Origin of the sequence: Comamonas sp. B-9, from assembly GCF_000410635.1 — a bacterium.
GTDB lineage: Bacteria > Pseudomonadota > Gammaproteobacteria > Burkholderiales > Burkholderiaceae_C > Comamonas.
Genome location: NZ_KE148578.1, coordinates 9,786 through 21,251, shown reverse-complemented (window position 1 = coordinate 21,251; position 11,466 = coordinate 9,786). Strand labels below are relative to the sequence as shown.

Genomic DNA, 11,466 nt, shown 5'->3' with positions numbered 1-11,466 from the left:
GGCGGCCAGGGCCGCCAGCAGCGCGCCGTGCTGATTGGGGGCGACACCGCGCAGCTGGATATTGGCGCGGCTGGTGAGCTCCAGTAGGCCGGCGCCATGCTCGCTGGCCAGCTCGGCCAAGCGCAGCGCCTGCGCGGCCGACAACCTGCCCAGCGGTGGGCGCACCCGCACCACCAGCCCATCGCCAGAAGCCATGGGCTGCCAGGCGCCAGGGCACCAGCCTTGGGTCTGTGGAAGGGGAGAGGGTGGGGTGGCAAACATGGAGCAGGCGGCAGCGCAGTCGCAATGCCGGGGTGCTGAAGTGTAGCGAAGTGCCCGCTTGCCGCCGGGTTGCGGGCGCAAACCACCCCGTTTTTTTGTCACAATCGGGCGCATGACGCTTGCTGCCCCCCGCATCCTCTTGGTGGACGATGATCCGCATATCCGCCGCTTTGTGCGTCTGGCCATGGAGGACGAAGGCTGGCAGGTCTTCGAGGCCGACAGCGCAAGGCGTGGCCTGATCGAGGCGGCCAGCCGCCAGCCCGATGCGCTGGTGCTGGACCTGGGCCTGCCCGATGCCGATGGCAAGACGTTGATCGCCGAGCTGCGCGGCTGGAGCGGCCTGCCGGTGCTGGTCCTCTCGGCCCGCGACCAGGAGGACGAGAAAGTGGCGGCGCTCGATGCGGGCGCGGACGACTACCTGAGCAAACCCTTTGGCGTGCCCGAACTGCTGGCGCGCCTGCGCGTGATGCTGCGCCGCAGCCAGCGCAGTGGCGGCGAGCAGCCCGGCAGCACGGTGCACTTTGGCGATGTGGAGGTGGACCTGGCCACGCACGAAGTGCGCCAGGCGGGCGCTGCCGTGCACCTGACGCCGATCGAATTCCGGCTGCTGGCGGCGCTGATCGCCGGCCAGGGCCGGGTGCTGACGCACCGCCAGCTGCTGCTGCAGGTCTGGGGGCCGGAGTACCTGGACCGGCCGCACTACCTGCGCGTGCACATGGCCAACCTGCGCCAGAAGATCGAGGCCGAGCCGGCCCAGCCCCGCCATCTGCTTACCGAGCTTCAAGTGGGCTACCGCCTGGTGGGGTTACAGGGCTGATGCCCTTATAATCGCACTCCATCCGAGGAGCGTTGCAGCGTTTCCCAGTCTGGCCAGGCGCCAGACCACCATGGGGCGTGAGGCTCGGATTTCATCTCGCAACGACGCTCACCCACGCTTTCTGTGCGGTGAGATGGTCCTTCCCTTCTTCCGCGGAACGTGGTTTTTCATTCAATTTTTGGAGAAAACCATGAACGCTGCTGTTCGCTTCAATCCCGCTGACTCCGCGATTACCGATATTTCCCTGGCCGCTTGGGGCCGAAAGGAAATCAAGATCGCCGAAACCGAAATGCCTGGCCTGATGGCCGTGCGTGAAGAGTTCGCCGCTGCCCAGCCCCTGAAGGGCGCGCGCATCACCGGCTCGCTGCACATGACCATCCAGACCGCCGTGCTGATCGAGACGCTGACTGCGCTGGGCGCCCAAGTGCGCTGGGCCTCGTGCAACATCTTCTCGACCCAGGACCACGCCGCTGCCGCCATCGCCGAGACCGGCGTGCCCGTGTACGCGATCAAGGGCGAGTCGCTCAAGGACTACTGGGACTACACCCACGCGATCTTTGAATTCGGCGCCAAGGACACCGAAGGCGAAGGCCCGAACATGATCCTGGACGACGGCGGCGATGCCACCATGCTGATGCACCTGGGCAAGAAGGCCGAGAAGGACATCTCCGTGCTGGCCAACCCCGGCAGCGAAGAAGAGAAGATCGTGTTTGCCGCGATCAAGGCCAAGCTGGCCGTGGATGCGACCTGGTACAGCCGCAAGTCGGCCCAGATCATGGGCGTGACCGAAGAGACCACCACTGGCGTGCACCGCCTGAACGAAATGTCGGCCAACGGCTCGCTGCTGTTCCGCGCGATCAACGTCAACGACTCGGTGACCAAGTCCAAGTTCGACAACCTCTACGGCTGCCGCGAATCGCTGGTGGACGGCATCAAGCGCGCCACCGATGTGATGATCGCCGGCAAGGTGGCTGTGGTGGCTGGCTACGGTGACGTGGGCAAGGGCTGCGCCCAGGCGCTGACTGCGCTGCGCGCGCAAGTCTGGGTGACCGAAATCGACCCGATCAACGCCCTGCAAGCGGCGATGGAAGGCTACAAGGTTGTGACCATGGAGTACGCCGCTGACAAGTGCGACATCTTCGTGACCACCACCGGCAACAAGGACATCATCCGCCACGAGCACATGGTCGCGATGAAGGACGAGGCCATCGTCTGCAACATCGGTCACTTCGACAACGAAATCGATGTCGCATCGATCGAGAAGTACGAGTGGGAAGAGATCAAGCCGCAAGTCGACCACATCACCTTCCCCGATGGCAAGAAGATCATCCTGCTGGCCAAGGGCCGCCTGGTGAACCTGGGTTGCGCCACCGGCCACCCCAGCTTTGTGATGTCCAACTCCTTTGCCAACCAGACGCTGGCGCAGATCGAGCTGTTCACCCGCCCAGACGCCTACGAAGTGGGCAAGGTCTATGTGCTGCCCAAGGTGCTGGACGAGAAGGTTGCACGCCTGCACCTGAAGAAGGTGGGTGCCCAGCTGACCGAGCTGACCCAGGCGCAAGCGGACTACATCGGCGTGAAGAAGGAAGGCCCATACAAGCCTGAAACCTACCGTTATTAAGCTGAGCGGTAATCCCAGCGCCTGGTGACACCCTTGTGTGCCGCTAGGCGCTGCAGCCCTGTTGGGCATTTGTTGTGAAGACGGGCTGCTCCGCTTGGGCGGGCCAGCCGGTCGTTTTGATTGAAGGAACGCGCATGCGCGCAGATGTGTTTTTGGTGGAAACGGGCCTGGCGTCGACCCGCTCGCAGGCGCAGCGCCTGATTGCTGCGGGTGTGCAATGGCGCACCACCTCGCTGGCCCCCTGGATCAAGGTGGCCAAGAACGGGGACGAGATTCCAGCAGGCGCCGATGTGGAGCTGCTCGATGACTCGGAAGCCAAGTACATCTCGCGCGGCGGCTTGAAGCTCGAAGGCGCCTTGGCGGCGACCGGCCTGGTGGTCCGGGACCTGCGCTGCCTGGACGTGGGCCAGAGCACCGGTGGCTTTACCGACTGCCTGCTGCAGGCCGGCGCCCAGCAGGTGATCGGTGTCGATGTGGGCACGGGCCAGCTGCACGAGCGCCTGCGTGCCGATGCGCGTGTGGTCTGTGTCGAGGGCTTTAATGCCCGCGCGCTGACGCCCGAATCGCTGGAAGCGGCCTGCGATCTGGCTTTGACCGAGATCGTGCTCGAAGAAGAGGACAACGACACCCAGCCGGTGGCCCCTTATGCCTGGATGCGCAATGGCGGCCAGGTCGATGAGGAATACGACGACAGCCAGGACGCCAAAGAGCAGGAGATCGAGGACTTCAAGGCCGAGCGCAGCGCCAAGCAGCGCGCCAAGGCGGAGGGCACGGCCCCCGTCGAGCGCCGCCGCCGCGCCGGCACCGAGAACGTCGATATCCGCCCCGAGTTTGACTTTGTCACCGGCGATCTGTCCTTTATCTCGCTGACCCTGGTGCTGCCAGCGGTGGTGAGCGTGCTCAAGCCCGGTGGCCAGCTGCTGATGCTGGTCAAGCCCCAGTTCGAGCTGCAGCCCGGCCAGATCGGCAAGGGCGGCATTGTGCGCGACAAGGCCTTGTATGCCGAGGTGGAACAGCGCATCCGCGCCTGCCTCGCCGAGCTGGGCCTGGAGGTCAAGCAATGGATGGATTCGGCCATCGATGGCGGTGACGGCAACCACGAGTTCTTTGTGCATGCCCAGCAAGGCGCCGTGGTGAAGCTGCCCGCGCCTGCGGCAGCCGATGCCAGCGATGAGACCTCTGCCGCGCCAGCGAAGAAGGCCGCAGCCAAGCGCCCATCGCGGGCCGATATGCGTGCCAAGCGCGATCTGCAGGAGCTGTATGTGGACCCCGAAGCGGCCAGCTTTGGCCAGCCCGGCCCGGCACGCAGCAAGCAGAAAAAACGCAACGAGCGCTGAGTATTGACGACCTGGAAGACGGCCATGACCTTTCCCATCAGTTTTGAATTTTTCCCGCCCAAGACGCCCGAAGGCGCTGACAAGCTGCGCGTGGTGCGCCAGGCGCTGTATGCGCGCAAGCCCCAGTTCTGCTCGGTGACCTATGGGGCGGGCGGCTCCACGCAAGAGGGCACCTTTGGCGTGGTCAAGGCCATCCTCGACGAGGGTGTGGATGCGGCATCGCACTTCTCCTGCGTGGGCGCGACCAAGCAAACCGTGCGTGCGCAGCTGCAGCAGCTCAAGGACATGGGCGTCAAGCGCCTGGTGGCCTTGCGCGGCGACCTGCCCAGCGGCTATGGCCTGGGCGGCGAGTTCCACTACGCCAGCGATCTGGTGACGTTTATCCGCGACGAATTCGGCCAGGATTTCCACATCGAAGTGGCCGCCTATCCGGAGATGCACCCGCAGGCGCGCAACCCCGAGGCCGATCTGCAGGCTTTTCTGGCCAAGGTGAAAGCCGGTGCCGATTCGGCCATTACGCAGTACTTCTTCAACGCCGATGCCTTTTGCAGATTTCAAGAAGATTTACAAAAACGCGGGGTAGACCTGCCGGTCATCCCGGGTATTATGCCGATCACCGGATCGACGCAACTGATGCGCTTTTCGGATGCCTGCGGCGCCGAGATCCCGCGCTGGATTCGTCTGCGACTGCAAGGCTATGGAGATGATGTTGCCAGCATCCGTGCCTTTGGCCTGGATGTAGTGACCCAGATGTGCGAGGACCTGCGCCGCCGTGGTGCCGTCGGTCTGCACTTCTACACCATGAACCAAAGCGCAGCCACACTGGCGATCTGCGACCGGCTGGGGCTGTAGCCAACAGCGCTGTGGTCTTGCAGCGCGGTGGCCCCGAATGTGCCGAACGCGGAAAGACCAGGAGTTGCTGTTGCCCTCATCCACACGATCGCGATGCCGAGGCTGGCTGGCCGCTATCAGCCTGGCTGCGCTCGCCGGTGGCTGCGTGCATGTGCCCAGCGATGTCGATGGCACGGCGCCGGCAGACAACACGGCGCAAGGCCTGACGCCACCTGAAGAACCTGCGAACCCCACCGCACGCTCGCCCGCCGAGTCGGCCATCACCTCCACCGCGCCTGAGGAGCTGGCCGCGCTGTCCGGTGAGCGCCGAGGCCTGGGCCTGGTGCTGCCGCCGTCGGCGCCGCTCAGCAGCATCGATGGGCTCTCGCGCCCCTGGGATGTGCCCGATATCCCTCCCGCCCTCAAGCAAGACCCTTACCGCTCGGCCGACCAGCAAGGCATGGCCTCCTGGTATGGCGGCCAGTTCCATGGCCGCAAGACGGCCAATGGCGAGCGCTTTGACAAGGAAGGGCTGACAGCAGCCCACAAGACCCTGCCTTTTGGCACCCAGGTCTGCGTGCGCAGCATGGTCACCGGCAAGGCGGTGGTGGTGCGCATCAATGACCGAGGCCCCTATGCGGGCGACCGCATCATCGACCTGAGCCAGGGCGCCGCCCAGGAACTGGGCATGCTGGGCCTGGGTATCAAGCCGGTGGAGCTCTGGACCCTGGACGACGATGACGACGACTGCCCCTCATTTGTGCTGGCCGGGCGGCGCGGCAGCGGGGCACTGGCCGGTGATGCGGCGCCCCGCGGTCACCAGAACGCCAAGGCCGCGGCGCACCCTGGCCGCGTGCGGGCCGTGGTCCCCGCCACCAAGGCCCGGGCCAAGCCTGCCAAGGCCGCACCCGCAGCACGGCGCAAAAAGTAAAACCGCAGCACACAAATGCAAAAGCGCAGGTCCATCTTGGTCGATGGCCTGCGTTTTTCTGTCCGGGGTTGACCCGGCCGGCGGTGTGTTTCCCGTCTGCGCTGCTTACTTGCCGCCGCTCTCCAGCACATAGCCGGCATTGCTGTCCTGCTGCAGCAGCTCGGCCATCTGGGGCAGGGCCACCTTGAGCTGGTCCTTCAGGGTGAAGGGCGGGTTGATCAGGAACATGCCGCTGGCGGGCAGACCGGGGCGCTTTTCTTCGCCCTGGCGCATGGCGGTGGTGATCTTGCTGTTCTTGACGGTCAGCTCGGCATTGAGCCAGCTCTTGCCAAACTTGTTGGCCAGGGTCTTGAGGCGGCGCGGAAGGTCATGGGCTTCCTGGCGCGGAATGATCGGGTACCAGACCGCATAGGTGCCCGTGGGAAAGCGCTGCATGCTGTCGGCCACCATGTCGAGCACACGGCCGTAGTCGGTCTTCATCTCGTAGCTGGGGTCGCACAGCAAAAAGGCGCGGCGCGATGGCGGGGGCAGGAATTTCTTCACGCCCTCAAAACCGTCTTCCAGCAGCACCTGGACCTGGCGGCCGGCCTTCAGCTGCGCGATATTGCCGCTCAGCGAACGGCAGTCGGTGGGGTGCAGCTCAAACAGCTTGAGCTTGTCGCGGTCGCCCAGCAGGCGCTGCGCGATAAAGGGCGAGCCCGGGTAGACCTTGTAGGTGTTGCTGGTGTTGAAGGCTTTGACCATGTCCACATAGTCCTGCAGCATGGGGCACAGGTCCTTGGCACCTTCGAGGCGGCGAATGCCCTCGTCGGCCTCGGCGCTGGTGGTGGCGTAGTCGCCGTCCAGGCGGTACAGGCCCGCCCCGGCATGGGTGTCCAGTGCAACCAATGCCGCCTCTTTTTGCGTCATGTATTGCAGGGAGGCAATCAGGATGGTGTGCTTGAGCACATCGGCGTGATTGCCGGCATGGAAGGCGTGGCGGTAACTGAACATAGGGCGCCAATGGTAGCGATATGCGCCACGCTACGGCGCCAAAGGGGCATGCAGCAGCTGCTACAGGCCCCAAAAACATGGAAAAAATGCCGGAACCGAGCCCATTGGTGGGATGTAAGGAAGCACTTTACGTCTTGCCGAAAAACTTTTATAATGGAGAGCTTCGCAGCGATTTTTATGAATCCCGCGGCGAGGACTTTGCGTGCAGTGCCCAGGCGCTGCATGTGAGGGAGTACCGCCTAAGAGGCTTCCTGCGTGACGAGAGTTGCGTCTAGAAGAAGCACCGACCGCGGAAAAGGATTCGCCAAACCCTCTATTGAAAGAGAAAACTCATGTCTACATTCAGCGCAAAACCCGCTGAGGTGCAACACGAGTGGTTTGTGATTGACGCCACCGATAAGGTGCTCGGACGTGTCGCCAGCGAAGTGGCACTCCGTCTGCGCGGCAAACACAAAGCCATTTACACACCTCACGTTGACACCGGTGACTACATCGTCATCATCAACGCCTCCAAGATCAAGGTCACTGGTACCAAGAACACGGACAAGGTGTACTACCGTCATTCGGGCTTCCCAGGCGGCATCACTGCCACCAACTTCCGCGACATGCAAGTGAAGTTCCCTGGCCGTGCTCTCGAAAAGGCTGTCAAGGGCATGCTGCCCAAGGGTCCTCTGGGCTACGCCATGATCAAGAAGCTGAAGGTCTACGGTGGTGATGAGCATCCTCACACCGCCCAACAGCCTAAAGTGCTGGAAATCTAAGGAGTCCCGAGATGATTGGTGATTGGAACAATGGCACCGGCCGTCGCAAATCCAGCGTCGCCCGTGTGTTTCTGAAGAAGGGCTCCGGCAAGATTGTTGTGAATGGCAAGGACATTCAACAATATTTCGGCCGCGAAACCTCGATCATGATTGCAAAGCAGCCCCTGGTGCTGACCGGCAATGTCGAAACCTTCGACATCCAGGTCAACGTGCACGGCGGCGGTGAATCCGGCCAAGCCGGTGCCACCCGCCACGGCATCACCCGCGCTCTGATCGATTACGACGCAGCACTGAAGTCGCAACTGAGCCAAGCTGGCTTCGTGACCCGTGACGCACGTGAAGTCGAGCGTAAGAAGGTCGGTCTGCACTCTGCACGCCGCGCAAAGCAGTTCTCCAAGCGTTAATTGCTGGCTACTTGCCAAGAACCGCCCCTCGGGGCGGTTTTTTTATGGCGGCTCGCTACGGGTGGGCTATTCCCACACTGCAATTGGCGTCACCCGGCCCCCAGGCTGCGAGAAACATGCGATTGGAGTACCATTCTTTGCAGTACATCAAATAAGACAGGAGTCGTCTCCCATGAGCGAAGTTGCTGAAAACACCATGACGGAAATGCCCACCCCGATTGTCTTTACCGACAGTGCAGCGGCGAAGGTGGCCGATCTGATTGCCGAAGAAGGCAATCCGGATCTGAAGCTGCGCGTGTTCGTGCAAGGCGGCGGCTGCTCGGGCTTCCAGTATGGCTTTACCTTTGACGAGATTGCCAACGACGACGACACGACCATGACCAAGAATGGCGTGTCGCTGCTGATCGATGCGATGAGCTACCAGTACCTGCTGGGCGCCGAGATCGATTACAAGGAAGACCTGCAGGGCGCGCAGTTCGTGATCAAGAACCCGAACGCCACGACCACCTGCGGTTGCGGATCGAGCTTCTCGGTATAAGCCGCGCAGTCTGTGATGGAAGGCATTGCTCCTGTGCTTGCCTTCTGGTCCACCACCTTGCCACAAGCCGCTGTTGACCAGCGGCTTTTGTTTTGTCCATGTCCGCTGAACTGACCCCCCGCCCCGTTGCGCCCCACAAGGAGCGCCTGCTCTGGCTGGTGGCGATTGCCTTTTTTCTGCAGTCGCTCGATGCCACGATCCTGAACATCGCGCTGCCGGCCATGGCCCATTCGCTGGGCCAAAGCCCGCTGAAGATGCAGTCGGTGATCGTCGCCTACTCGCTGACCACGGCCATGCTGATTCCCGCATCGGGCTGGATCGCTGACCGTTTTGGCACGCGCCGCGTCTTCATGTGGGCGATTGCGCTGTTTGTGCTGGGCTCGGTGCTCTGCGCGCTCTCGCCCAGCCTGGGCTTTCTGATCGCCGCGCGCGTGGTGCAAGGCGTGGGCGGCGCGATGATGCTGCCCGTGGGGCGCCTGGCGGTGCTGCGCAGCCACCCCAAGGGTGATTTCATCCGCGCGATGAGCTTTATCGCCATTCCCGGCCAGATCGGCCCCTTGCTGGGTCCGACCCTGGGCGGCTGGCTGGTGGAGGTGGCGACCTGGAACTGGATCTTCTGGATCAATGTGCCGGTCGGCCTCTTTGGCGTCTGGGCCGCGCGCCGCTGGATGCCCGAGACCACCTGGTCGGTGCCGCGCAAGTTTGATGGCCTGGGCTATGCGCTGCTGTCGTTTGGCATGGTGGCCATTTCGGTGGCCCTCGATGGCATGTCCGGCATGGGCCTGGGCATGGCGATGGTCGTGGTGCTGATGGTGTTTGGCCTGGCCAGCCTGGCGAGCTACTGGATGCATGCGCTGCGAGTGCCCGAGCCGCTGTTTCCGCCGATGCTGTTCCGCGTGCGCTCGCTGCGCGTGGGCCTGCTGGGCAATCTGTTTGCCCGCTTTGGCACCGGGGCTGCGCCGTTTCTGATTCCGCTGCTGCTGCAGGTGGGCCTGGGCATGGCACCGATGAACGCCGGCATGATGATGCTGGCCACCGTCATGGGCAGCATGTTGGTCAAGCGCTTTGCGGTGCAGACGGTGCAGCACTTTGGCTACCGCCGCGTGCTGCAGGTCAACTCGGTGATGGTCGCCTTCATGCTGGCGAGCTTTGCATTGACTAGCGCCCAGCAGCCGCCCTGGTTGCTGCTGCTGCAGCTGTTTGTATTTGGCGGCTTCAACTCCATGCAGTTCTCGGCGATGAACTCGGTCACCTTGAAGGACCTGGACGGCGAATTTGCCAGCAGCGGCAACAGCCTCTTGTCGATGGTGCAGATGCTGGCCATGGGCATTGGCGTGGCCTTGGCCGGCGCGCTGCTGTCAGGCTATGCCGACCGCTGGATTACCGACCCGGACAAGTCGCTGCGCGCCATCCACGCCACCTTTTTGACCGTGGCCTTGATGACCTTGGCCGCGACCTTGGTGTTCAGCCAGCTCGACAAGGATGAGCCGGTCAAGCCGGCGCCCGATGGCGGGGATGCTTGACCGCCTAGCTGGCTAACCATTTGTCAGCGAGGGTAGATCGCCCCCAGCACCCGGGGCCCGCGTGCACCGGTCACCGCCGGCAGATTGCCGGGCAGGCGCTGCCAGCATTGGCGGGCCAGCCAGGCAAAGGCGCTGGCCTCGACCTGCTGCGGGGGCAGGCCATGGTCGGCCGAGCTGTCCACGGCGATGCCGGGCAGCAGACCCGCCAGGCGTTGCAGCAGCTGCTGGTTGAGCGCGCCGCCGCCGCAGACGATCAAGGTCTGGCCCTCGGCAGCGCCATGGCGCTGCATGTCCTGCGCAATCGCCAGCGCGGTAAAGGCGGTCAGGCTGGCCTGCACATCGGCAGGCGCGGCGCCGGGCGCATGGCGCTCCAGCAAGGGGGCCAGCCAGGCGGGGTTGAACAGGTCGCGCCCGGTGCTCTTGGGCGGAGGCAGCTGGAAGAAGGGCTCTTCCATGAAGGCCGCCAGCAAGTCCGGAATCACCTGGCCGCTGGCCGCCCAGTGGCCGCCATCGTCATAGGGGTTGCCGGTGTTCAGCTGGCACCAGTGGTCCATCAGCGCATTGCCGGGGCCGCAGTCCCAGCCGCGGATGTCGTCGCCGTCGAGGCGGCTGATGTTGGAGATGCCGCCGATATTGAGCACCCAGCGCAGACTGCCTGCCGCGTCGCCGCCGCCAAACACGCTGTGGTGAAAGGCGGGCACCAGCGGCGCGCCCTGGCCGCCAGCGGCCACATCGCGGCTGCGGAAATCGGCCACCACGGCAATGCCGCTCAGCTCCGCCAGCAGCGCCGGGTTGTTGAGCTGCAAGGTATAGCCAGTGCCATCCCACAGGCCTGGTTGGTGGCGCACGGTCTGGCCATGGGCGCCAATGGCCGTGATGTCGCTCGGCTGCAGGCCGCTGCGCGCCAGCAGCCGATCGACCACCTGCGCATAGCTGCGTGCCAGCGCATTGCCCGCGAGCGCGGCGCGGTGCAGCTCCTGCTCGCCGGCGCTGTTGAGCGCCAGCAGCTCGGCCCGCAGCTCGGGGGCAAAGCCGGTGCTGGCGTACTGCAGCACCTCCATGCGGCCGTCCTGCCACTGGGCAATCACCCCATCCACCCCATCCAGCGAGGTGCCGGACATCAGGCCCATAAAGCGTTCAGTCATTGTCTTCAAAGGTGCAAAAGCAAAGGCCCCAACAATACCAAGATTGTGGGGGCCTGGGGGCAGCGGCAGCGGCTGTTACGTGCTGCTTACCGGCGGACGGGCGTAACCGCTTACTGGTTGGCGCTGGTCTCGAGCATCAGCATCTGGTCGTTCAGCGCCAGCCGCATGCTGTTGGCCAGGTTGTCAAACTTGGCGCGGGCCTGGCGGCTGATCGGCTTGCTGGTTTCGCTCTCGGCCACCATGGCCAGTGGGTCACGCTGCTCGCCAGCGACGCGGAACTCAAAGTGCAGGTGCGGGCCGGTGG

11 protein-coding genes, 2 pseudogenes and 1 riboswitch are annotated in these 11,466 nt (G+C 64.0%); of the genes and pseudogenes, 9 read left to right on the top strand and 4 right to left on the bottom strand.

Going from position 1 to position 11,466, the window contains the following annotated elements; all coding sequences use genetic code 11:
* A pseudogene (locus H928_RS0113035) lies at window positions 1-195 on the bottom strand (precorrin-3B synthase); the annotation flags it as partial.
* Window positions 196-373: 178 nt separating this feature from the next.
* On the opposite strand from H928_RS0113035, the gene H928_RS0113030 reads away from it, so the two are divergent.
* The 5 genes from H928_RS0113030 to H928_RS30815 all read left to right on the top strand — a co-directional run bounded on the left by H928_RS0113030 (window position 374) and on the right by H928_RS30815 (window position 5,798).
* Entirely contained in the window at window positions 374-1,078 is a 705-nt protein-coding gene (locus H928_RS0113030; RefSeq protein ID WP_021026907.1) for a response regulator, read from the top strand.
* An 18-nt stretch (window positions 1,079-1,096) separates the two neighbouring features.
* A riboswitch (S-adenosyl-L-homocysteine riboswitch) is annotated at window positions 1,097-1,195 on the top strand.
* A 73-nt stretch (window positions 1,196-1,268) separates the two neighbouring features.
* Window positions 1,269-2,699, top strand: coding sequence for an adenosylhomocysteinase (gene ahcY / locus H928_RS0113025; protein ID WP_021026906.1), 1,431 nt, complete (start codon window positions 1,269-1,271; stop codon window positions 2,697-2,699).
* Between the two features lie 134 nt (window positions 2,700-2,833).
* Window positions 2,834-4,036, top strand: coding sequence for a TlyA family RNA methyltransferase (locus H928_RS0113020; protein WP_021026905.1), 1,203 nt, complete (start codon window positions 2,834-2,836; stop codon window positions 4,034-4,036).
* A gap of 24 nt (window positions 4,037-4,060) precedes the next feature.
* Entirely contained in the window at window positions 4,061-4,888 is an 828-nt protein-coding gene (gene metF, locus H928_RS0113015; RefSeq protein ID WP_021026904.1) for a methylenetetrahydrofolate reductase [NAD(P)H], read from the top strand.
* 70 nt (window positions 4,889-4,958) lie between these two features.
* Window positions 4,959-5,798: a septal ring lytic transglycosylase RlpA family protein gene (locus H928_RS30815; RefSeq protein WP_239644960.1), complete on the top strand. Its 840-nt coding sequence runs from the start codon at window positions 4,959-4,961 to the stop codon at window positions 5,796-5,798.
* A gap of 105 nt (window positions 5,799-5,903) precedes the next feature.
* Here H928_RS30815 and H928_RS0113005 read toward each other — a convergent pair whose 3' ends face one another.
* Complete coding sequence (locus tag H928_RS0113005; RefSeq protein WP_021026902.1) at window positions 5,904-6,791, bottom strand: 23S rRNA (adenine(2030)-N(6))-methyltransferase RlmJ; 888 nt, start codon at window positions 6,789-6,791, stop codon at window positions 5,904-5,906.
* A 332-nt stretch (window positions 6,792-7,123) separates the two neighbouring features.
* Here H928_RS0113005 and rplM point away from each other — a divergent pair, with 332 nt between their 5' ends.
* The 4 genes from rplM to mdtD all read left to right on the top strand — a co-directional run bounded on the left by rplM (window position 7,124) and on the right by mdtD (window position 10,017).
* Window positions 7,124-7,552, top strand: a complete 429-nt coding sequence (gene rplM / locus H928_RS0113000) for a 50S ribosomal protein L13 (protein WP_021026901.1) — start codon at window positions 7,124-7,126, stop codon at window positions 7,550-7,552.
* An 11-nt stretch (window positions 7,553-7,563) separates the two neighbouring features.
* Complete coding sequence (gene rpsI, locus H928_RS0112995; protein ID WP_021026900.1) at window positions 7,564-7,956, top strand: 30S ribosomal protein S9; 393 nt, start codon at window positions 7,564-7,566, stop codon at window positions 7,954-7,956.
* Between the two features lie 172 nt (window positions 7,957-8,128).
* Window positions 8,129-8,494: an iron-sulfur cluster insertion protein ErpA gene (gene erpA / locus H928_RS0112990; RefSeq protein ID WP_021026899.1), complete on the top strand. Its 366-nt coding sequence runs from the start codon at window positions 8,129-8,131 to the stop codon at window positions 8,492-8,494.
* A gap of 98 nt (window positions 8,495-8,592) precedes the next feature.
* The gene (mdtD, locus tag H928_RS0112985; protein WP_021026898.1) at window positions 8,593-10,017 is read left to right on the top strand and encodes a multidrug transporter subunit MdtD; all 1,425 of its coding nucleotides are present in this window, start codon (window positions 8,593-8,595) and stop codon (window positions 10,015-10,017) included.
* A 23-nt stretch (window positions 10,018-10,040) separates the two neighbouring features.
* On the opposite strand, the gene H928_RS0112980 is transcribed toward mdtD, so the two are convergent.
* Together H928_RS0112980 and H928_RS33335 are read right to left on the bottom strand one after the other, a co-directional pair.
* The gene (locus tag H928_RS0112980; protein ID WP_021026897.1) at window positions 10,041-11,162 is read right to left on the bottom strand and encodes an anhydro-N-acetylmuramic acid kinase; all 1,122 of its coding nucleotides are present in this window, start codon (window positions 11,160-11,162) and stop codon (window positions 10,041-10,043) included.
* Between the two features lie 110 nt (window positions 11,163-11,272).
* Window positions 11,273-11,466, bottom strand: a pseudogene (locus tag H928_RS33335) (M23 family metallopeptidase); the annotation flags it as partial.

Bases quoted from the DNA above. Each gene is read 5' to 3' on its own strand.
- H928_RS0113030 (WP_021026907.1), top strand. From the start codon at position 374: ATGACGCTTGCTGCCCCCCGCATCCTCTTGGTGGACGATGATCCGCAT.
- ahcY (WP_021026906.1), top strand. From the start codon at position 1,269: ATGAACGCTGCTGTTCGCTTCAATCCCGCTGACTCCGCGATTACCGAT.
- H928_RS0113020 (WP_021026905.1), top strand. From the start codon at position 2,834: ATGCGCGCAGATGTGTTTTTGGTGGAAACGGGCCTGGCGTCGACCCGC.
- metF (WP_021026904.1), top strand. From the start codon at position 4,061: ATGACCTTTCCCATCAGTTTTGAATTTTTCCCGCCCAAGACGCCCGAA.
- H928_RS0113005 (WP_021026902.1), bottom strand. From the start codon at position 6,791: ATGTTCAGTTACCGCCACGCCTTCCATGCCGGCAATCACGCCGATGTG.
- rplM (WP_021026901.1), top strand. From the start codon at position 7,124: ATGTCTACATTCAGCGCAAAACCCGCTGAGGTGCAACACGAGTGGTTT.
- rpsI (WP_021026900.1), top strand. From the start codon at position 7,564: ATGATTGGTGATTGGAACAATGGCACCGGCCGTCGCAAATCCAGCGTC.
- erpA (WP_021026899.1), top strand. From the start codon at position 8,129: ATGAGCGAAGTTGCTGAAAACACCATGACGGAAATGCCCACCCCGATT.
- mdtD (WP_021026898.1), top strand. From the start codon at position 8,593: ATGTCCGCTGAACTGACCCCCCGCCCCGTTGCGCCCCACAAGGAGCGC.
- H928_RS0112980 (WP_021026897.1), bottom strand. From the start codon at position 11,162: ATGACTGAACGCTTTATGGGCCTGATGTCCGGCACCTCGCTGGATGGG.